At 62.8% G+C, this 20,783-nt stretch carries 21 protein-coding genes and 1 tRNA gene; 13 read left to right on the plus strand and 9 right to left on the minus strand.

Translation table 11 applies throughout. The annotated features are described in order from the left end of the window. Positions 1 to 20: 20 nt before the first annotated feature. On the minus strand, positions 21 to 596 hold the full coding sequence (locus EWM63_RS18660) for a phasin family protein (RefSeq protein WP_130187876.1): 576 nt from the start codon (positions 594 to 596) through the stop codon (positions 21 to 23). 310 nt (positions 597 to 906) lie between these two features. On the opposite strand from EWM63_RS18660, the gene EWM63_RS18665 reads away from it, so the two are divergent. The 3 genes from EWM63_RS18665 (at position 907) to EWM63_RS18675 (ending at position 3,822) form a co-directional block, all read left to right on the plus strand. After that, positions 907 to 1,773, plus strand: a complete 867-nt coding sequence (locus tag EWM63_RS18665; RefSeq protein WP_130187877.1) for a DMT family transporter — start codon at positions 907 to 909, stop codon at positions 1,771 to 1,773. An 8-nt stretch (positions 1,774 to 1,781) separates the two neighbouring features. Further along, the gene (locus EWM63_RS18670) at positions 1,782 to 2,492 is read left to right on the plus strand and encodes a nitroreductase (RefSeq protein WP_207221115.1); all 711 of its coding nucleotides are present in this window, start codon (positions 1,782 to 1,784) and stop codon (positions 2,490 to 2,492) included. Positions 2,493 to 2,649: 157 nt separating this feature from the next. After that, positions 2,650 to 3,822: a serine hydrolase gene (locus tag EWM63_RS18675; protein WP_130187878.1), complete on the plus strand. Its 1,173-nt coding sequence runs from the start codon at positions 2,650 to 2,652 to the stop codon at positions 3,820 to 3,822. Here the strand turns inward: EWM63_RS18675 and EWM63_RS18680 are convergent. Beyond that, positions 3,801 to 4,583: an IclR family transcriptional regulator gene (locus EWM63_RS18680; RefSeq protein WP_130187879.1), complete on the minus strand. Its 783-nt coding sequence runs from the start codon at positions 4,581 to 4,583 to the stop codon at positions 3,801 to 3,803. The genes EWM63_RS18675 and EWM63_RS18680 overlap by 22 nt on opposite strands. A gap of 129 nt (positions 4,584 to 4,712) precedes the next feature. Between EWM63_RS18680 and EWM63_RS18685 the strand changes: the two genes are divergently transcribed. The 8 genes from EWM63_RS18685 (at position 4,713) to EWM63_RS18720 (ending at position 11,444) form a co-directional block, all read left to right on the plus strand. Further along, complete coding sequence (locus tag EWM63_RS18685) at positions 4,713 to 5,099, plus strand: diacylglycerol kinase (RefSeq protein ID WP_130187880.1); 387 nt, start codon at positions 4,713 to 4,715, stop codon at positions 5,097 to 5,099. Positions 5,100 to 5,207: 108 nt separating this feature from the next. Then, positions 5,208 to 6,215, plus strand: coding sequence for a sulfate ABC transporter substrate-binding protein (locus tag EWM63_RS18690; protein WP_130187881.1), 1,008 nt, complete (start codon positions 5,208 to 5,210; stop codon positions 6,213 to 6,215). Between the two features lie 26 nt (positions 6,216 to 6,241). Next, entirely contained in the window at positions 6,242 to 6,799 is a 558-nt protein-coding gene (locus EWM63_RS18695) for an RBBP9/YdeN family alpha/beta hydrolase (protein ID WP_130187882.1), read from the plus strand. Between the two features lie 25 nt (positions 6,800 to 6,824). Continuing rightward, positions 6,825 to 7,463, plus strand: coding sequence for a peroxiredoxin (locus EWM63_RS18700; protein ID WP_130187883.1), 639 nt, complete (start codon positions 6,825 to 6,827; stop codon positions 7,461 to 7,463). Between the two features lie 185 nt (positions 7,464 to 7,648). After that, positions 7,649 to 8,524 carry a sulfate ABC transporter permease subunit CysT gene (gene cysT / locus EWM63_RS18705; RefSeq protein WP_130187884.1) on the plus strand — a complete coding sequence of 292 codons (876 nt, stop codon included), beginning with the start codon at positions 7,649 to 7,651 and terminating at the stop codon, positions 8,522 to 8,524. 1 nt (position 8,525) lies between these two features. Then, on the plus strand, positions 8,526 to 9,398 hold the full coding sequence (cysW, locus tag EWM63_RS18710; protein ID WP_130187885.1) for a sulfate ABC transporter permease subunit CysW: 873 nt from the start codon (positions 8,526 to 8,528) through the stop codon (positions 9,396 to 9,398). Positions 9,399 to 9,423: 25 nt separating this feature from the next. Further along, positions 9,424 to 10,497: a sulfate/molybdate ABC transporter ATP-binding protein gene (locus tag EWM63_RS18715; protein WP_130187886.1), complete on the plus strand. Its 1,074-nt coding sequence runs from the start codon at positions 9,424 to 9,426 to the stop codon at positions 10,495 to 10,497. Further along, positions 10,494 to 11,444: a CysB family HTH-type transcriptional regulator gene (locus EWM63_RS18720; RefSeq protein WP_130187887.1), complete on the plus strand. Its 951-nt coding sequence runs from the start codon at positions 10,494 to 10,496 to the stop codon at positions 11,442 to 11,444. Before EWM63_RS18715 ends, EWM63_RS18720 begins: the two co-directional genes overlap by 4 nt. Before the next feature lie 118 nt (positions 11,445 to 11,562). Here EWM63_RS18720 and EWM63_RS18725 read toward each other — a convergent pair whose 3' ends face one another. The 6 genes from EWM63_RS18725 to EWM63_RS18750 form a co-directional block, all read right to left on the minus strand. Further along, a complete protein-coding gene (locus tag EWM63_RS18725; protein ID WP_130187888.1) occupies positions 11,563 to 13,989 on the minus strand; it encodes a TonB-dependent receptor plug domain-containing protein in 2,427 nt (808 codons plus the stop codon). Positions 13,990 to 14,278: 289 nt separating this feature from the next. Next, positions 14,279 to 15,325 (minus strand): aldo/keto reductase, encoded by a 1,047-nt coding sequence (locus EWM63_RS18730; protein WP_130187889.1) that lies wholly within the window; start codon positions 15,323 to 15,325, stop codon positions 14,279 to 14,281. Positions 15,326 to 15,342: 17 nt separating this feature from the next. After that, the gene (locus EWM63_RS18735) at positions 15,343 to 16,386 is read right to left on the minus strand and encodes a quinone-dependent dihydroorotate dehydrogenase (protein WP_130187890.1); all 1,044 of its coding nucleotides are present in this window, start codon (positions 16,384 to 16,386) and stop codon (positions 15,343 to 15,345) included. Positions 16,387 to 16,467: 81 nt separating this feature from the next. Continuing rightward, the gene (locus tag EWM63_RS18740; RefSeq protein WP_130187891.1) at positions 16,468 to 17,214 is read right to left on the minus strand and encodes an arginyltransferase; all 747 of its coding nucleotides are present in this window, start codon (positions 17,212 to 17,214) and stop codon (positions 16,468 to 16,470) included. 93 nt (positions 17,215 to 17,307) lie between these two features. Further along, positions 17,308 to 18,036, minus strand: coding sequence for a leucyl/phenylalanyl-tRNA--protein transferase (aat, locus tag EWM63_RS18745; RefSeq protein WP_130187892.1), 729 nt, complete (start codon positions 18,034 to 18,036; stop codon positions 17,308 to 17,310). Then, positions 18,033 to 18,605 carry an NUDIX hydrolase gene (locus EWM63_RS18750; protein WP_130187893.1) on the minus strand — a complete coding sequence of 191 codons (573 nt, stop codon included), beginning with the start codon at positions 18,603 to 18,605 and terminating at the stop codon, positions 18,033 to 18,035. Before EWM63_RS18750 ends, aat begins: the two co-directional genes overlap by 4 nt. Before the next feature lie 182 nt (positions 18,606 to 18,787). Between EWM63_RS18750 and EWM63_RS18755 the strand changes: the two genes are divergently transcribed. Then, positions 18,788 to 18,864 (plus strand) — tRNA-Met (locus tag EWM63_RS18755). A gap of 390 nt (positions 18,865 to 19,254) precedes the next feature. Next, positions 19,255 to 19,674: a hypothetical protein gene (locus EWM63_RS18760; RefSeq protein ID WP_130187894.1), complete on the plus strand. Its 420-nt coding sequence runs from the start codon at positions 19,255 to 19,257 to the stop codon at positions 19,672 to 19,674. A 73-nt stretch (positions 19,675 to 19,747) separates the two neighbouring features. Here the strand turns inward: EWM63_RS18760 and EWM63_RS18765 are convergent, their stop codons facing one another. Beyond that, positions 19,748 to 20,758 (minus strand): MerR family transcriptional regulator, encoded by a 1,011-nt coding sequence (locus EWM63_RS18765; protein ID WP_130187895.1) that lies wholly within the window; start codon positions 20,756 to 20,758, stop codon positions 19,748 to 19,750. Between the last annotated feature and the right edge of the window lie 25 nt (positions 20,759 to 20,783).

The raw sequence follows: 20,783 nt of genomic DNA on the forward strand, positions 1-20,783 counted from the left end.
CGGCGCGGCCGGCACAGGTATTACGCGGCTGCCGAAGCGGCGTTGGCGGCCGGTGCGGACTTGACGGCGGACGTGAACTGGTTCACGGCGGCGTTGACATTCGCTTCGTAGGTCTCGGCGGCTTGCTTGGCGGTGCGGGTGATCTGCTCGTAGCCAGCGTTGGCGCTGCCCAGTGCGGACTTGAACAGGGCCACGGCGTTTTCGGTGCCGGCCGGGGCGTTCTTGCTCACTTCGTCAACCAGCGAGATGACCTTGCGGTTGGTTTCCAGGATCTGTGCTTCAGCGGCCTTCGAGAACTCCGCAGCGGTGCTCGATGCGATCGATGCCAGGTTACGGCTGTAGGCGATGGCTTTCTCGGCATTCGGCTGGGCACGCGAAGCGCTCAGCGAGAAGAATTCTTGCGGATCCTTGGCGGCCAGCAGCTGCTTCGCGGTGGCGGAGGTATCTTCCAGCGAAGCTTTGGCAGCGGTCAAGTTCAGGTCGACGAGCTTTTCAACGCCTTCGAACGCCTTGTTCGTCAGGGTGGAGAAAATCGCGAATTGGCTTTCGAAGCTCGCCTTGGTCGCATTGGAAAATTGCTCAGGAATCGAAAACATGTGGCTCTCCAGAAATGGAATATCGTTGATGAAAGCTTGCTGTGGTCTATGACAGCTATTGTGCAACGCAACATGCTCAATTTTACGGCTGCGCTAGATTAAGTCAAGCGAAATTTGTGCGTTGCACAAAAGAACGAATCGATCGCTGATAACAACACCCGCCTGGAGCGGGAGCTGGCACTGGCTGGAAGAACGAATCTCCCACGTCGATGACAGCGAAGTCGCGTGAAGTTTGTGCGTTGCACAAGAGCATGAATCGGTCGCTCATGGCAATACAGTCCAGTCAACCCGGCCGTGATAGACTAAAAAGATGACCTCACTTGTCTCACCCGTTCCGCTGTTTTTCGTTTTCCTGTGGAGCACGGGATTCATCGTGGCCAAATTCGGTTTGCCCTATGCGCCGCCACTCACGTTCCTCCTGCTGCGCTATGCGTGCGCGGTGGCCGTCCTGGCGCCGCTGGTCTGGTTGCTGAAGGCGCCATGGCCGAAAGGCAAGACCGGGCATATCGCCATCGCCGGCCTGCTGCTGCACGGTGGTTACCTGGCCGGCGTGTGGTGCGCGATCAAGCTGGGCATGCCTGCCGGGCTGTCGGCACTGATCGTTGGCATGCAACCCATCCTGACCGCCTTTGCCGCGCCGCTGATCGGCGAGCGTGTCACGCCGCGCCAATGGCTGGGACTGGTTTTCGGGCTGGGCGGCGTGGCGCTGGTTGTCTATGCGAAGATCACGCTGACGGGCCTGTCCTGGCAAGCCATCGCCCTGTGCCTGGGGGCGCTGCTGTCGATCACGGCGGGCACGTTGTATCAGAAGCGCCATTGTCCCCAATTCGATTTGCGCACCGGCACGGCGATCCAGTTTTCCGCGTGCTTCGTTGCAACGCTGCCATTTGCCGTCGTGTTCGAAGGACTCACGCCGGCGCTGGCGGCCGTCGAATGGACGCCGCGCTTTGCCGGTGCGCTGGCATGGTCGGTATTCGGGCTGTCGATAGGTGCCATCTTCCTGCTGTTTGCGCTGATCCGCCGCAGCGACGCAACCCGCGTGACGAGCCTGCTTTACCTGACACCGCCAACGACCGCACTGATGGCATGGCTGATGTTCGGCGAAGCGTTCAGCGCGCTCGGCGTGGCGGGCATGGCGCTGGCCGTGGCCGGCGTATTCTTTGTGGTCAAGAAATAGGAATGCCGATGATTTCCAGTCCCGCACAGCAGGCGGTCGATGCCGCCATCACGTCGCGCCGGTCGATCCGCGCTTTTCTTCCCACGCCGGTGGCGCGCGAAGACATTGCCGCGATCCTCGAGGTGGCCAGCCGGGCACCGTCCGGCACCAATACGCAGCCGTGGAAAGCCTATGTGCTGACCGGCAGCGCGCGCGATGCGCTGTGCGCCAGCATCACGGCCGCTTACCGCGACCCGGATCTGAATCGCCGCCACCAGGAAGAATATGCGTATTACCCGCGTGAATGGAAATCACCCTATATCGACCGCCGTCGTAAAGTGGGGTGGGACCTGTATTCGCTGCTGGGACTCACGCGCGACAACAAGGAGGGCATGGCGGCCCAGCATGCCCGCAACTTCAATTTCTTCGACGCCCCGGTCGGCATGATCTTCACGATCGATCGCATCATGGAGCAGGGCTCGTGGCTCGACTATGGCATGTTCCTGCAGAACGTGATGATCGCCGCGCGGGCACGCGGCCTCGATACGTGTCCACAGGCAGCCTTCACACAATTCCATTCGATCATTGCGCAACAGCTGGCATTGCCCGACAATGAAATGGTGGTATGCGGGATGGCCCTGGGGGTTGCCGATCCGTCACGGATCGAGAACTCGCTGGTCACGGAACGCGAGCCCGTGGCCGGTTTTGCCACCTTCATCGGCGAGTTTGCTGACCGTTAATATTCCGTTGCAGCGCTGCGTCAGGATTGTTGATTGCGCTATCGATTCGGCGGAATTTTGTGCTCGACAATGTGAAATTCGATTGTGCGCGATCAGTGTTTTGCTACACTGCAACGTATCGTACAAATGACGTACAGTTGCTGACCGGAGTTATCCTATGTACAAAGTTATCGTAGCCGCCTTGATTTCCGCCTTGTGCATCTCGGTGCCGGTGACTGCCGTGCAGGCAGCGAATGGTGCCAAGAAAGTGGCGGTAAGCAAGGCTTCCGCCAAGAAGAAGGTGGTCAAGAGAGCCGGTGTGCGCCGCAAGGCGGTCGCCGAGCCACGCGGCAAGGTCGTGCGCCGCGTCGTTACCGTGCGGGGCAAGAAAAGGGTGGTGTACCAGCGCGCCCTCGTGGCTGCCGCCGCGGTGCCCGCCGTGGTTGCCGCCCGCCCCACGATGGGCGACCTGGCCGGCCTGAACCTCACACGCGACCCGCTCGACCTGAAATCGAACGTGGCACTCGTGGTCGACCAGGCCAATGCCGAAGTGCTGTTTGAAAAGAACGCGGGCGTGGCGCTGCCGATCGCTTCGATCACGAAGATGATGACCGGACTCGTCGTCGTCGAAGCCAACCAGAACATGGATGAAGAGCTGACGGTCACCGAAGACGATGTGGACCGCGCCAAGTTCTCCAGCTCGCGCCTGAAGGTGGGCGACAGGCTGACGCGCCGTAACATGCTGCACATCGCCCTGATGAGTTCGGAAAACCGCGCCGCGTCCGCGCTGGGCCGCAACTACCCGGGCGGCCTGCCCGCGTTCGTGGCCGCGATGAACGCCAAGGCCCGGGCGCTGGGCATGACCGAGACGCGCTATGCCGACTCGACCGGGCTGTCGAAACAGAACGTGGCCAGCGCGCGCGACCTGGCGAAGCTGGCGATGGCGGCCTATGAACATCCGATGCTGCGCGAGTTTTCCACGGATGCCAAGGCCGTGATCGAACGCAACGGGCGCCCGGTGCAGTTCGGTACCACCAATGGCCTCGTGGTCCCCACGTCCGGCTGGCAGATCGGCTTGCAGAAAACCGGCTTCATCAACGAAGCGGGGCGCTGCGTGATGATGCAGGCCGTGATCGAAGGCCGCGCCGTGATCATGGTGCTGCTCGATGCAAAGGGCACCGCGGCGCGCGTGGCCGATGCGATGCGCATGAAGAAATGGCTCACGGCCTTGCGCCCGGCGCCGTTTGCCGAAACCGTGGGCAGCGGCACCACGATCGGCACGGCCATGGGTACCGGCAGTGCGCTCCGTGGCGGCGCCGCCGCAATGACTCACTCCGCGGCCGGCATGTAACCCAGTGTGGCGGAGATCTGGTTGGCGGTATTGACCAGGTCTTCCAGCCAGTCATCCTGCAGGCGGTCGGCCGGTGCCGAGATCGACAGGCCGGCTACCAGCTTGCCGCTGTCGTCGCGAATGCCGGCGGCCATGCAGCGCACGCCCAGTTCCAGTTCCTCGTTGTCCCGCGCATAGCCGCGCGAACGCACCAGCGACAGCTCGCGTTCGAGCTTCGACAGGTCCGTGATCGAATTCTTGTTGTGCCCCGCCAGCCCGGTGCGGGTGGCGTAGGCGCGGATCGCCTTCGGTTCATCCACTGACAGGAACAGCTTGCCCGTCGATGTCAGGTGCAGCGGCCCGCGGCCGCCGATCGCACGCACCACCTGCATGCCGGAGCGCTCGGAAAAGGCGCGGTCGATATAAACGATTTCGTCACCCTGGCGCACCGACAGGTTGATCGTCTGCTGGGTTTTCTTGTGCAGTGCACGCATGAAGTCCAGCGCGGCTTCCCGCACCGAGAGCCGGCTCTTGACGACATTGCCCAGTTCCAGCAGGCGCATGCCCAGGCGATACGTGCCTGGTTCGATACGGTCGACAAAGCGCGTCAGAACCAGGTCGTTGAGGATCCGGTGCGCCGTCGAAGGGTGCAGGCCTGAAACCTTCGATAATTCCTTCAGGCTGACGGGGTCCGGGTACTTCGCCAGGGCGTCGAGCAGGCCCACCATGCGTTCGATGACCTGGATGGTCGTCTTCTGTTCTGGAACGGATTCGATTTTCATGATGTGGTTGGTGCGGTGCAGTATGTGTCCGGTTATTTATACCATGATGTGAAAATAATGGGAAATTGCGCGCGTATCCTGACCATGTCGAATCGCTATAATGGCGCACTTACTTTCACATGATCCTCCATGGTCCAGCCCATCAGCGAATTCAAGAGCAAGAATGGCTTGAAGCGCATCCAGTCCGCCCTGTCCTACTCATTCGATGGCCTGAAAACCGCCTGGCGCTGCGAATTCGCCTTCCGGCAGGAGCTGGTCGTGTTTTCGTTTGCCGCCATGATTGCACTGCTGTTGCCGGTGTCCGCTTTCCAGAAGCTGGCACTGATCGGCGTGCTCATCCTGGTGCTGATCGTGGAACTGGTCAATTCGGCCATCGAAGCCGTGGTCGACCGGATTTCGCTCGAACGCCATCCGCTGTCGAAGAATGCCAAGGACCTGGGCAGCGCCGCCGTGCTGCTGGCCTGCCTGCTGGCCGCGGCCACCTGGAGCGTCGTGCTGTTCAACCGCTTCTGGTAGCGCAAGCCGTGGCGTTATAAGTTTTATGCATAAGGAATGGACGAAAACTTCGTTCTCATTCATAAGCTCAGCAGCTAATCTGCAACCTCCAACAAAAAGGGGAATCAGATGTTGTCCAAAAAACTTTCCACGCTGGCCGCCGCAGTTGTTACGACCCTCGCCGTATCGCTGACCGCACACGCGGCCGAAATCACGCTGCTCAACGTTTCATACGATCCGACGCGTGAGCTGTACCAGGACGTCAACGCCGCCTTCGCCAAGGAATGGAAGGCCAAGACGGGCGACGACGTGAAAGTCAAGCAATCGCACGGCGGCTCCGGCAAGCAGGGCCGCTCGGTGATCGACGGCCTGCAGGCGGACGTCGTCACGCTGGCCCTGGCCTACGACATCGACGCGATCGCCGAAAAAGGCATCGTCAACAAGGATTGGCAAAAGCGCCTGGCCAAGAATTCCACGCCTTACAGCTCGACCATCGTGTTCCTGGTCCGCAAGGGCAATCCGAAAGGCATCAAGGACTGGGGCGACCTGGTCAAGCCGGGTGTGTCGGTGATCACGCCGAACCCGAAAACCTCCGGCGGCGCACGCTGGAACCACCTGGCCGCCTACGGCTACGCGCTGCGCCTGCCGGGCGGCACGGATGCCACCGCGCGCGACTACCTGAAAAAACTGTACAAGAACGTGCCGGTGCTCGATTCGGGCGCGCGCGGCGCCACCACCACGTTCGTCGAGCGCGGCATCGGCGACGTGCTGCTTGCCTGGGAAAACGAAGCCCTGCTGGCGATCAAGGAACTGGGCCCGGACAAGTTCGAAATCGTGGCGCCGTCCGTGTCGATCCTGGCCGAACCGCCGGTCGCGGTCGTCGACAAGGTCGTCGACAAGCGTGGCACCCGCAAGGTGGCCGAGGCTTACCTGAACTTCCTGTACACCGATGCGGCGCAGGAAATCATCGCCAAGAACTACTACCGTCCAACCGTGGACAAGGAAGCGAAGAAATACGCTGCACAGTTCCCGGCCGTGAAACTGTTCTCGATCGGCGACGTGGCGGGTGACTGGGCCAAGGCGCAGAAAACCCACTTTGCCGATGGCGGCGTGTTCGACCAGATCTACCAGAAATAAGCGGCAAGGCCTGGGGAGGAGGGCGCATGACAGGCAATCTTTCGCGATTCCGCGTGCTGGTGGCGCCGGGCCTGCACGACAGTGGTCCGGAGCACTGGCAAAGCCGCTGGCAGCGCCTGTATCCCGCCTTCGAGCGGGTGGTGCAGGACAACTGGAGCGATCCGGTGTTGCCGGTGTGGAGCGAACGGGTCGACGAAGTGCGCCGGCGCGATGCGCGTCCCACGCTGATCGTCGCCCACAGCTTCGGGTGCCTGGCCTCGGTGCACAGCGTGGCCGCCGATGCGGCCAATGTGGCCGGCCTGCTGCTGGTGGGGCCGGCCGACCCGGACAAGTTCGGCGTGGCCACGCTGCTGCCGCGGGAACCGCTGCCCATCCCGTCCATCATGATCGCCAGCACGAACGACCCATGGATGCCGCTCGAGCGCGCGCAGCAATGGGCGCAGCGCTGGGACAGCACCTTCATCAATGCCGGCGCCCTGGGCCACATCAATGCCGAATCCCGGCTGCGCGACTGGCTGTTCGGCCAGCAGCAGTTGCAATTGCTGGTGGATCGGGCGCAGAATGTGAAACCACTACAATATTGATCTTTGTCTATCACTGGAGACTTCCATGACGCTACGCCTCGGCGATACCGCCCCTGACTTCGAGCAGGATTCTTCCATCGGCCGCATCAAGTTCCATGACTGGGCGGGCGATTCCTGGGTTGTGCTGTTCTCGCACCCGGCCGACTTCACGCCCGTCTGCACGACGGAACTGGGCCTGACCGCGAAGCTCAAGCCCGAATTCGACCAGCGCAACGTGAAGGCGATCGCCCTGTCCGTCGACCCGGCCGATTCGCACAAGGAGTGGATCAAGGATATCGAGGAAACGCAGAAGACGGTCGTCGGCTTCCCGATCATCGCCGACGCCGACAAGAAAGTGGCCACGCTGTACGACATGATCCACCCGGAACAGTCGGCCACCGCCACCGTGCGCTCGGTATTCCTCATCGACCCGGCGAAAAAGATCCGCCTGCAGCTCACCTACCCGATGAGCACCGGCCGCAATTTCGACGAAATCCTGCGCGTCATCGATGCGCTGCAACTGACCGACAAGCACACCGTGGCCACGCCGGGCAACTGGAAGGACGGCGACGACGTCATCATCCCGCTGACCGTGCAGGATCCGGAAGTGATCAAGCAAAAGTACCCGAAAGGCTTTACCGCCCAGAAACCGTACCTGCGCCTGACGCCGCAGCCGAACAAGTAAGCGGCACCGCACCACGACAAACCCGGGTCCGCCCGGGTTTTTTGTTGCCCGAACTCCCCGGTATCCCGCATGGTTGCTCCATATCGGTTCCTGCATCTAAGCAAATGACAAAAGGTTAGTTTGGTTTATAACGCCCAGATGCGAGACTTCGGCCTCATTATCCGAAATTGTAATAAGAGGCCACCATGTCTGCAGTACTGCCGGTAACGCAACCGGTGCCGTTCGAAGCCAGAAAGCGGGCGCCGTACCGGGTGATGCCGGGCTTTAAGCTCTCGCTGGGCTTCACGATCTTCTATCTGACGCTGATCGTGCTGATCCCGCTGTCGGCGTTGTTCCTGAAAACGTTCACGATGACGTGGGAGGCCTTCTGGGCAGCTGTCACGTCCGAGCGCGTGATGGCTTCCTACCGCCTTACGTTTGGCGCATCGCTGATCGGCGCCACGATCAACGCCGTGTTCGGCGGCATCGTGGCGTGGGTACTGGTGCGCTACCGCTTCCCCGGCAAGCGCTTCATCGATGCGCTGGTCGACCTGCCGTTCGCGCTGCCGACGGCGGTCGCGGGCATCACGCTGACGGCGCTGTATTCGTCGAATGGCTGGATCGGCCAGTTTCTCGAGGGCACGCTGGGCATCAAGGTGGCATTTACGCCGCTGGGCGTGGTGCTGGCGCTGACCTTCATCGGCCTGCCGTTCGTCGTGCGCACGGTGCAGCCGGTGCTGGAAGACGCGGAGCGCGAAATCGAGGAAGCCGCCGCCTCGCTGGGCGCCTCGTCCTGGACTACGTTCCGCCGCGTGATCTTCCCGACCGTCTTTCCGTCGCTGCTGACCGGCTTCGCGCTGGCCTTCGCGCGTGCGACGGGCGAATACGGTTCCGTGATCTTCATCGCCGGGAATATGCCGATGGTGTCCGAGATCACGCCGCTGTTCATCATCACCAAGCTGGAACAGTACGACTACACGGGCGCCACGGCCATTGCCGTCGTCATGCTGATCGTGTCGTTCATCATGCTGCTGGGTATCAACCTGTTGCAGGCCTGGGCCCGCGGAAAGTCGGGGAAATAATATGAGTGGAACTTCCCAACGCGGCGAACTGCCGTCCGTATCCGAAGTGCTGGAACCACGCTGGGTGCGCTATGTGCTCGTCACCGTGGCGCTGGCGTTCCTGACGCTGTTCCTGTTCGTGCCGCTGATCGCCGTGTTCGCCGAGGCGCTGAAGAAGGGCCTCGACGTCTACCTGGAATCGATCCGCGAGGACGACGCCATCGCCGCCATCAAGCTCACGCTGATCACGGCCGCGATCGCGGTGCCGCTGAACCTGGTGTTCGGCGTGGCCGCATCGTGGGCGATCGCCAAGTTCGAATTCCGCGGCAAGAGCCTGCTGCTCACGCTGATCGACCTGCCGTTCTCCGTGTCGCCGGTGATTTCCGGCCTGATCTACGTGCTGCTGTTCGGCGCCCAGGGCTGGTTCGGCCCATGGCTGGCCGAGCACGACATCAAGATCCTGTTCGCCGTGCCCGGCATCGTCATCGCGACCATCTTCATCACGTTCCCGTTCGTGGCGCGCGAGCTGATCCCGCTGATGCAGGCGCAGGGCAGCGAGGAAGAGGAAGCGGCCGTGGTGCTGGGGGCCTCGGGCTGGCAGACGTTCTTCCGCGTGACGCTCCCCAACATCAAGTGGGGCCTGCTGTATGGCGTGATCCTGTGTAACGCCCGCGCGATGGGCGAGTTCGGCGCGGTGTCCGTCGTGTCGGGCCACATCCGCGGCGAAACCAACACGATGCCGCTGCAGGTGGAAATCCTCTACAACGAATACAACTTCGTCGCGGCCTTCGCCGTCGCCTCGCTGCTGGCCTTGCTGGCCCTGGTGACGCTGGCGCTGAAATCCTTCATCGAGTGGCGCCTGCATGAATCGCGCAATGCCGACGACAACAATTAATGGTCAATAAAAGCTGGAGCAAGACATGACGATCGCAGTCAAGAACATCAACAAGCGCTTCGGCGACTTCGTGGCGCTGAACAACGTGTCGCTGGACTTCCCGGCCGGCGAACTGACCGCGCTGCTCGGCCCTTCGGGCTGCGGCAAGACCACGCTGCTGCGCTGCATCGCCGGCCTGGAACACCCCGATTCGGGCCAGGTGCTGCTCGATGGCCAGGATGCGTCCGACCGCCACGTGCGCGAGCGCCAGGTGGGCTTCGTGTTCCAGCACTATGCGCTGTTCAAGCACATGACCGTGTTCGAGAACGTGGCGTTCGGCCTGCGCGTGAAACCGCGCGCCGACCGGCCTTCCGAAGACCAGATCCGCAGGAAAGTGAAAGATCTGCTGGAACTGGTGCAGCTGGACTGGCTGGCCGACCGTTATCCGCCGCAGCTTTCCGGTGGCCAGCGCCAGCGGATCGCACTGGCGCGTGCCCTGGCGGTCGAACCCCGTGTGCTGCTGCTGGACGAACCGTTCGGCGCGCTGGACGCGAAGGTGCGCAAGGAGCTGCGCCGCTGGCTGCGCCGCCTGCACGACGACCTGCACGTGTCGTCCATCTTCGTCACGCACGACCAGGAAGAAGCCCTTGAAGTGGCCGACCAGGTGGTGTTGATGAACAAGGGCACCGTCGAGCAGATCGGCACGCCGGACCAGGTGTACAACCACCCGGCCTCGCCCTTCGTGTACGGCTTCCTCGGCAACGTCAACGTCTTCCATGGCCGCGTGCACGAAGGCGTGCTGGCCAGCGAAGGCACGCAGATCGACGTGCCGGACCATACCCACGTGCGCGACGCGAAAGGCACTGCCTATGTGCGGCCGCACGAGATGGACGTGGAGCGCTACGTCAGCGGCGCGGAAGGCATCGTCGTCAAGCTGCGCCGTGCCCACGCGATCGGCCCGCTGGCCCAGCTGGACCTCGAGCGCACCGACAATGCGCAGCTGATCGAGGCAACGATTTCCAATGAGCGCTTCCGCAACCTGGAACTGAAAGAGGGCGAGACCCTCGTGGTGCGGCCGAAGCGCCTGCGTGTGTTCGTCGATGAAGGAGCTTCCATATGAATTTCCAGCAGCTGCGGTCCATCCGCGAGGCGGCACGCCGCAACTACAACCTGACCGAGGTGGCCAATGCGCTGTTCACGTCGCAGCCGGGCGTCAGCCGCCAGATCCGCGAACTCGAGGACGAGCTGGGCGTCGTCATCTTCGAGCGCAACGGCAAGCGGCTCACGGGCCTGACCGATCCGGGCAAGGGCATCCTGAAGATCATCGACCGCCTGCTGATCGAGGCCGAGAACCTGCAGCACGCCAGCATGGAATACAAGGGCCAGAGCACCGGCACGCTGAAGGTGGCCGCCACGCACACGCAGGCGCGCTATGCGCTGCCGCGCGCCGTGTCGCACTTTCGCACCGCGTTCCCGGACGTGCGGATCGCGCTGCAGCAAAGCTCGCCCGAGCACATCGCCGAGTGGGTGTTGTCGGGCAAGGCCGATATCGGTATCGCTACCGAGGGCCTGTCGCAGTTCCCCGACCTGGTGTCGTTCCCGTGCTACCGCTGGAGCCACCTGATCGTGGTGCCCGACGATCACCCGCTGCTGACACGTACCCCGGTGCGGCTGGAAGACCTGGCCGAGTTCCAGCTCATCACGTACGACGTGGGCTTCACGGGCCGCGGCCACATCGACGATGCGTTCGACAAGGCCGGCGTGCGGCCGGACATCGTGCTGACGGCGATGGATTCGGACGTCATTAAGCAGTACGTATCGCTCGGCCTGGGCGTGGGCATCGTCGCGTCGATGGCGTTCGACCATGGCCGCGACAGGGGCCTGCGCGCGATCGAGGCATCGCACCTGTTCGCCTCCAATACCACGCGGCTGGCCGTGCGGCGCGGCGCTTACCTGCGGCAGTATGCGTACGAATTCATTTCGCAGTTCGCGCCGGAGTTGAAGCGGGGCGATATCGAGCAGGCGCTGCTCGGGGCGAGGCGGCATGAAGGTGAATGCTTGCGTTGAACAGTTCAGCAGTTGATCCCGGCTCGAGCCGGGATTTTTTTTGCGCCGACCTGAGAGAAGTTGCCGGCGTTAAAAAAATCCCGCTGACAAGCGGGATTTTTCGTTGAAGGACAGGCACTTACCAGCTGTACCCCACCTTCGCATAGAAGAACCGCCCGTTGAACCCCGCCGGCGAGAAGTTCGAGTACGGATAGATGCCGTTCGTGTTCAGGTTGGCCACGGTGGTGGTCCTGTCGGGATAGCTGTCGGCCAGGTTGTCGATGCCGGCGGTCACGCGCCAGTTGTCGGCCAGCCGCACGGTGGCGGAAACATCCAGTACCCATTGCCGGCCGTACGTCTGGTCGTTCGCCGCGTTGTTCTGCGGGACAGTGAACTTGCCATATTGCGTGGCCAGCGCCCGGGCGCTCCACGCCTGCGCGGTGTAGTCGGCGCCAAGGCTGAACTTGTCCTTCGGCGAGCCCACCGTGTTGCGCAGCACGGTCTGGCGGTCGATGAGCAGCAGGTTGTTCTGGCTGAGGATCGCCGGATTGGCGGCCACGTTCTCCACCGTCGTCTTGTTGTGGTTGTAGGCGGCGGTGAAGTCCACGCGATCGCGGTTGACCAGGTTCCAGCGGTAGGTGCTGACGATATCCACGCCGGTGGTCTTCGTGTCGATCGCGTTCGTGAAATAGCGGCCCGCGCCCACCTGCACGCCCTGGGCGGCCAAGGTGTTGCGCAGGGCCGGCGACAGCGTCATGTTGGCCGACAGCGCGATGCGGTCGTCGACGAAGATACGGTACACGTCCACGGTGGTGTTGAAGTTGCGCGTCGGCGCCCATTGCACGCCAATGCCGTAGTTGCGGGCCTTCTCCGCCTTCAGCTGCGTGGCGCCCAGCGCCTGCGCGGCGGCGCTGCCGACGGCGAACGTGCCCGTTTCGATCGGCCTGTTCTCGCCGTTGACGACGGCGAAGTTGGTGGTGGTGATCGTGTAGAACTGCTGCGCCAGCGACGGCGCGCGGAAACCGGTCGACGCCGTGCCGCGCACCGACAGCTGGTCGTTGAACGCATAGCGCGCCGAGGCCTTGGCCGACGTGGTGCTGCCGAAGTCCGTGTAGTGCTCGTAGCGGGCGGCCAGCGCGCCGGACAGCTTCGGCGTCACCTGCGCTTCCAGGTTCACGTAGGCGGACTGGTTGCTGCGGCTGTTCTTGCCCGCGTTGACGGGGCGGAAGCCCGAGAAACCCTGCGCACCCGACCCGGTGTACGACGCGGCATCGCCCGCGTCGATCTCGTATTCCTCGTGGCGGATTTCCAGGCCGGTTGCCACCGTCAGCGGGCCGGAGAATGCCGCTACGGGGATTTCACGCGCAAGGTCGAAGTTGGCGACGGATTGCGTGTTCGTCAGCTTGCCGAGGTGGAAGTGGGTCGGGCTGGCCGCGCCCAGGTCCTGGTTGACGGTATTGTCGATGTCGAGCCAGAAGCTGTTGCGTCCCCAGTCCACGCTGGCATCCCAGCGCCATTCACCGATGTCGCCGCGCACGCCGGCCACGATCGACGAATCGGTCGACGTGCTGTTCTGCAGCGGCAGGAAGCCTTGCGCGAACAGAGGCGTACGCTGCACGTAGCGCACCGGTGGCAGCACGCCGTTCACGGCGGGATCCTGTACCGCGACGAGGGCGGTGCGCCACGTGGCGGCCGCCTCGCTGTCACGTTCGCCGTACTGGCCGAACGCGTAGAAGTCGGTGTTCTCGCCCAACTGGTATTGCGTGTTGAAGAACACGTTGCGCGGCTTCGTCTCCGAATCGCCGTAGCGCTGCGTGACCTGGCCGTACAGCGGCTCGAGCTGGTTGCGGCTGTCGGCGCCCGCGCGGTTGGTGGGATTGCGGTCCGCGCCCTCGGCTGCGAGGCGCAGCCAGCCCTTGTCGCCCAGCGCGAAGCCGGCCGATGCCTTCAGCGACACCTGCTCGCCGTCGCTTTCCCCATACCAGCCGGTGCCGATTTCAACGTCGCCGCCGGTTGGGCCTTTCTTGAGGATGATGTTGACGACGCCGGCGATCGCATCCGACCCGTATTGCGCCGAGGCGCCGTCGCGCAGCACCTCGATGTGGTCGATCGCGGCCAGCGGGATCGCGTTCAGGTCCACCGGCGCCGAGCCGCGACCCGCGGTGCCGTTGACGTTGACGACGGCGGAAGCATGGCGGCGCTTGCCATTCACCAGCACCAGTACCTGGTCCGGCGCCAGGCCGCGAAGCTGCGCGGGGCGCACCGCATCCGACGCATCGGCGCCGGACGGGCGCGGGAAATTCATCGATGGCAGCAGGCGTGACAGCACGGTGGCCAGCTCGGTCGAACCGGTGGCCTGCAATTCCTTCGCGCCGATGATGTCGATCGGCGATTCGGAGTCGGCGGTGCGGCGGTTCTTCGCGTACGTGCCGGTGACCACGACGGTCTGCAATTCTTCGGTGGGGGCTTGCGGCTGCTGCTGCGCGCTGGCGGGAGCGGCGACGGCCGCTGCAGCGGCGGCGATCAGGGTGAGAACGAGGGGGGAATGCCTGTGGCGTGTGCTCATCGTTGCGTGTGTGAGTTGATTGACCGCGCTATGTTAGCTGGTCAATCGCACCGCACGAACGATGGAGTAGGGGTTTGCTTATGCTACCGCCGCATAAGGCAGTGCTTGAGCCGCTGGTGTCGGACACCTTCAGGTGTCGGACACCGGTTTTCTGCTGAAGAAGACGGGCACAATGCGGCGAAAAACCGGTGTCGGACACCGAAGTACCGGTGTCCGACACCAGACCGCTACCACAGACGAAGCATCAAAGGTCACTATCAGCGGCATTAGAGCCTGTCACTGGTTATTGCTACTGCCCCGGATTCGGCAGCCTGGCGTGGATCGCATCGACCGCTTCCAGCACGTGCTGTGGCAGCTTCACGTTGTAGGCGTCGATGTTTTCCTGCAGCTGGGCCAGCGTGGTGGCGCCGATGATGGTCGAACCCACGAACCAGCGCGAGTAGCACCAGGCCAGCGCCAGCTGCGTGGGCGTGATGCCGTTGTCGCGCGCGAGCTTCGTGTACTGTGCCACGGCTTCCAGCACAGCGGGGCGCAGGTAGCGCGGGCTCCACGTAGGCGGGAAGATCGTCAGGCGGCCATGCGCCTTCGGATCGTCGTGGTACTTGGCCGTCAGCTGGCCGAACGCCAGCGGGCTGTAGGCCAGCAGCGTCACGTCCTCGCGGAAGCACGTCTCGTCCAGGAAGCTCGTCTCGTAATGGCGCGCGGTCAGGTTGTACAGGTTCTGGATCGTGGCGATGCGCGGCAGCCCCTTTGTTTCGGACTGCTTGATGAATTCCGAAACGCCCCAGCTCGATTCGTTCGACACGCCGATATGGCGGATCTTGCCTTCGTCAATCAGCTTGCCCAGTGCGGCCAGCGTGTCCTCGATCGCCACGGATGGGCGTTCGGCGGCCGGGTCGAAGGCGTTGTTGCCGAAGATGGGCACGTTGCGGCTCGGCCAGTGCAGCTGGTACAGATCGATGTAGTCCGTCTGCAGGCGCTGCAGGCTCGTCTCGACCGCGGCGCGCAGGTTCTGCTCGTCGAAGTTCTGCTCGCCGCCGCGCACCCAGTGGATGTTCGGGTTGGGGCCGGCCGCCTTGGTGGCCAGCACGACGTTGCCGCGCATGCCGCTCTTCTTCAGCCACGTGCCGATGTAGCGCTCCGTCAAGCCCTGCGTTTCGGCGCTCGGCTGCACCGGGTACATCTCGGCCGTGTCGATGAAGTTGATGCCGCGCTCGATCGCGTAGTCGAGCTGGCCATGCGCATCGGCTTCCGTATTCTGGCGGCCCCACGTCATCGTGCCGAGGCAGATCTTCGTGACGTCGACATCGGTACGGCCCAGTTTGATCTTTTCCATGAACTCCTCAAATTGCATCAAGGTTTGCGGATGGCGTCCGCGCAATCGCGAACGAGCGCCGGGCCCGCGTAGATCAGGCCACTGTACAGCTGCACGAGCTGGGCACCGGCATCGATCTTAACCTTTGCATCATTTCCGCGCATGATGCCGCCCACGCCGATGATCGGCAGCGCGTCGCCCAGCTCGGCCTTCAGCAGGCGGATGACCCGGTTCGACAGTTCGAACGCGGGCGCGCCGGACAGGCCGCCCGCCTCGGCGCCATGCTGCATGCCTTCGACGGCGCTGCGCGACAGCGTGGTATTCGTGGCGATCACGCCATCGATGCGGTGGCGCACCAGCGCATCGGCAATATTATTCACCTGGTCTTCGTCCATGTCCGGCGCGATCTTCAGCGCCAGCGGCACATAGCGCTTGTGCTGGTCGGCCAGGCGCTGCTGGGCATCCTTCAGTTGCCCCAGCAGGCCGTCGAGTTCCGAGCCGCCCTGCAGCTGGCGCAGGTTCTTCGTGTTGGGCGATGAGATGTTCACGGTCACGTAGCTGGCGTACGGATACACCTTCTGCAGGCAGTGCAGGTAATCGTCGGCCGCGCGCTCGATCGGCGTATCGGCGTTCTTGCCGATGTTCAGGCCCAGCACACCTTCGCCTTTCTGGTAGAAGCGCGAGGACTGCACGTTGGCCACGAACGCATCCACGCCACCGTTGTTGAACCCCATGCGGTTGATGATGCCGTGCGCGGCGGGAATGCGGAACATGCGCGGCTTCGGGTTGCCGGGCTGGGCGCGCGGCGTCACGGTGCCCACTTCGATCGAGCCGAAGCCCAGGTCGGCCAGCGCATCGATGTAGGCGCCATCCTTGTCCAGGCCGGCGGCCAGGCCGACGGGGTTCTTGAATTGCACGCCCATCACGGTGCGTGGATCCGGTTTCGGCGCCCGCACGATCGTGCGCAGCAGGCCGAGTTTCGCCAGGCGCTTCAGGTTGTCGAGGGTGAAATGGTGGGCGGATTCGGCGTCCATCGAGAACAGCGCCGGACGCGCGAGGGAATACAGGAATTTGTCGGACATGGAGGGGCGAGGAAGAACAGCGGGAAGGGGGGCGAAAATGCAATAAAAACGCAATGCCCGGTATTCTACCTTGCCGGCCCGCTATTGCGCCGCGTCCGCCTCGCGTGGCATGACGGCCCACACGCCCTTGCGGCGCGCTTCCAGCGGCTGGAACTTGATCTTGTAGCTCATCTTCGGGCTTTCCTCGATCCAGTAGCCCAGGTAGACATAAGGCAGGCCCAGCTCGCGCGCCTGCTGGATCTGCCACATCACGTTATAGGTGCCGAACGAAGCGCCCGGCACGTCCGGATCGAAGAACGTGTACACGGAGGACAGACCGTCGGACAGCACATCGATGATCGATACCATGCGCAGCGTGCCATCGGGCTCGCGGAATTCCACCAGCCGCGTATTGACGCGGCTTTGCAGCAGGAATTGCGCATACTGGTCGCGGCTGTCCTGGTCCATGCCGCCGCCCGCGTGGCGCGTGCTCTGGTAGCGCAGGTACAGCGCATAGTGCTCGTCCGAGAACGACAGCGTGGCCACGCCCGTGCGCAGGTCGCTGTGCCGGGCCCAGGCGCGGCGCTGGCCACGCGTGGGCGTGAAGGCATCGGCCACCACGCGCACGGGGATGCATGCCTGGCAACCGTCGCAATACGGGCGGTACGTGAAGATGCCGCTGCGGCGGAAGCCGTTGCGCACCAGTTCGGAATACACGTCCGCATTGATCAGGTGCGACGGCGTCGCGACCTGGGAGCGGGCCTGGCGCGTTTCCAGGTAACTGCAAGGGTAGGGCGCGGTGGTATAGAACTGGAGCGCGGCAAAGGGTAGGTCGTTCAGCTGCGTCATGCAGAACCTGTCGAGGGGATGTCGGTTGTTCGTATCATAGCGCGTTCACGAAAAACGCTGTGTACGCGGCCCCACCGGTGCCGGTGGGGCATCTTATCTGGAGGATGCCACGGGCGGTATCGGCCGCCAGTCGCGAATCCGGGGCTTCGCAATGGCCCGTTTCAGGTGATCGAGAAAGGCCGCGCGCGGGATGGGCCGGGCACCCAGCGAGGCCAGGTGGCCGGTCTCCTGCTGGCAGTCGATCATTGCCACGCCCTGCAGTTTCAGGAAATGCACGAGGTAGGCCAGCGCCACTTTCGAGGCGTCCGACACGCGGGCAAACATCGACTCGCCATAGAACATTTGCCCGATCGACACGCCATAGGCACCTCCCACCAGTTCGCCATCGAGCCATACCTCGGACGAATGGGCGAAGCCCAGCGCGTGCAGGCCGGTATAGCCACGGATGATGTCGTCGGAAATCCAGGTGCCGGGCCCGTCGCGCCGTGGCGCCGCGCACGCGCGCATCACTTCCTCGAAAGCGCTGTCGAAGCGTATCTGCCAGCGGCCGTCCGTGCGGCTGCTTTTGTCCACTTTCTTCAGTGTTTTCGCCAGGCTGTCCGAAATCTTGAACTCGTCCGTATGCAGCACCATGCGCGGATCGGTCGACCACCACAGGATCGGCTGCCCTTCCGAAAACCACGGGAAAATGCCGCGCTGGTAGGCCGCCAGCAGCCGCTCGGGCGACAGGTCGCCGCCGGCCGCCAGCAAACCGGGCGCCTCGGTGGTGAGCGCTTCGGAAACGTCAGGAAAAGGGGTGTGGGCGCCGAGCCAGGGGATCATGAGTCGCCGCGCATCGGGCGCGTGATGTCCTGCGTATGGAAACCATAGCTGCCGCCCTCCAGCATCCTGGCGCGGTCGGCAAAGAAGCATTCCAGCGTGGTGTGGATCGTGGGGAAGGCCAGTTCGTCCCACGGGATTTCGCTTTCGGTGAACATTTTCACATCGAGGCTCTCTTCGCCGGGCGCGAAGTCGAGGTCGCGCAGCGTGGCCAGGTAGAACATGTGCACCTGGTGCACGTGCTTCACGTTCAGCAGCGCGAACAGCGGGCCGAGCGTGATGTTGGCGCCCGCTTCCTCCTGTGTTTCGCGCTCGGCGGCGTCGGCCGTGGTTTCATTGTTTTCCATGAAGCCGGCCGGCAGTGTCCAGTAGCCATAGCGCGGCTCGATCGCCCGCCTGCACAGCAATACGCGCACTTCGCCATCGCGCTCCCATACGGGAATCGTGCCGAGCACCATCTTGGGGTTCTGGTAATGGACCGTGGCGCAGTGCGTGCAGACATAGCGGGGGCGGTTGTCGCCGGCCGGGACCATCAGCTCGACAGGGTTGGCGCATTCGGAGCAATATTTCATAGTATTTGCATACAGTTCGGTTTCGGTTGTCGTGTCTACTTTACACCGTTTGCATGCGTGCGCGGAACCTGCGCCACGCGGTCTGGGCATGCCTGCTGACGTATATAGCCGGGCTATCATGCAGAAAACGAGGATAAATATTGCCTAAACCTGCGAAGGCACGTATAATTCATTTCATCAGACGCGGGGTGGAGCAGTCTGGCAGCTCGTCGGGCTCATAACCCGAAGGTCACAGGTTCAAATCCTGTCCCCGCAACCAGAATTCCGAAAAAACCGTCATCGTGAGCCATTCGCGATGACGGTTTTTTTATTTCCCAGCCTGTATTTCCTCTACGTCCCCGATATACTTGCTATTTCGTAAATATCGGCGGCTCGCATCAAGATAGTAGCGCACGGCGAAAATTCGCTGGCGGGTTTTATCCTGGTCGCAGGGCTGCACCTGTTCGTGCTTTATCTTCTGGTGCAAGATTATTCCCGCGTGGACCAGTCACCGGTCCCACAGTATTCCCGCCTGGTGTTGATCGACGTGCCCCGCAAACCCGTGGTGGCCAAAACTCCACCGCGCCCATCCGTACCCGCAACCGCTCGACCGGCACCAGCGTCCAGGCCTGCCGTGGTAATACGGCCGGAAACTACGGAAACTGCGGAAATGACGGTCACACCGGAATCCCTTGAGAATCCGGCCCCTTTCGAAAACGCCGATCCATCCCGGGAGCCGGCGCGGCTGAATATCGACAATCTGGTCAGGCAGGCAGGGAAGGCCGATCGGGAAACCCGGCCCGTCAATGAAATCCATGTCTATGGCCCGACGCGTGATTCGATGGAAGCAATCATGACCCGTGCATTTACTGAAGCCAAGCTGGCGGTTCCCCTGAAATGGTATGAGGCAACGCGCATTGAATTGTTCAGCGCGCCCAATGACCCGAAAAAGATTTATCAGGTGAAAACCGCATTCGGCACTTATTGCCTGTTTTACCCGAGTATCTACGAAGACAGTGGCGGCGGGGCGGCAGCCCGGCAGCCGAAGATTTCAAGTTGCCCCAGGCGTTTCGGGCGCGGTGCGAAGTAAATCATGCTGGAATCTGGTTTGATTGCGCCAGATTCCAGCATGATCCGGACGTGGCGAGCGCCTTGAGTACCCTTCAGGCCCGCTGATGGACTGCGCGCAGCCAGCTAATCATATCGTCCGTCAATCCGCGCGCCACGCGCAGCACCGGCTCGTTTTCCACCGCCGCGCGGAAGCGCCCAAGTGTTTCCGGATTATCGCCAGCCATGTCGTGGAATAATTCGAACTTGTGCCGGGCAACGCGTTTCGATTCCGGCATATTGCCCTCCGGGTCGGCGCGGAATTGCTCGCGGATTGCTTCGAATAAAGGAAACCATTCCCTGCCGCGTGAACGCTGGTGGCGGCGCATGCGTTCCAGTTCCGCAGGCAGCAAGTATTTGGACCAGGCATCCAGTTTTACTTCGTTGATTACCTCGGCGATATAGGCATGCATGGCCGGCGTGATGCCGGAACTTTCCTGGATTGCCGGCTCGTTGACGTGCATCGAATCGAGGCGGGCAATCAGCGATGCATCGCCGCCTGTATCGCGTTCGAGCATCGTCAGCCAGCGCAGCCCTAATTGTTTCGCCTCCAGGCTGGTCGGTAATGCATTCGCCGCCATGATATTGCCGACCTCCGTAACCAGTGCCGCCCATTCGGCCCGGCAGTCTTCATCGTGGATGATGCGCAGGTTTGCCAGCTCTTCCTTGGAAAAATATTTGTCGTACATTTTCATCTGCTCCAGTGTCGTCAGCCAATCGGCCAATTCCGGTTGTTCGCCGCGCGCCAGCCGCGCATGCAAACCCAGCAAATGCGCGTGCATGCGTGTCGCTTCGTCGATCCGGCTTTGCAGCGCGGCCAGTTGGCGCTCGACGATTGCCAGTGCGGAGGTACCGGAATGGGCCAGGAAATGTCCGATGTCGGCCAATGGCATGCCGAGTTGACGCAGTGCCTGGATTTGCTGAAGGCGGGCCGCGTCATCGCGGTCATAGAGCCGGTAGCCGGCATCGGTGCGCACCGAAGGGCGGAGCAGGTCGATGTCGTCGTAATGGTGCAGGGTGCGGACCGTCAAGCCCGCGTGTTTCGCCAGTTGTCCAATTTTCAGCATCGTCAGCTCCTCTTCGGTAAAGCCA

Source organism: Pseudoduganella lutea (assembly GCF_004209755.1).
In the GTDB taxonomy this organism is placed as follows: Bacteria; Pseudomonadota; Gammaproteobacteria; order Burkholderiales; family Burkholderiaceae_D; genus Rugamonas; species Rugamonas lutea.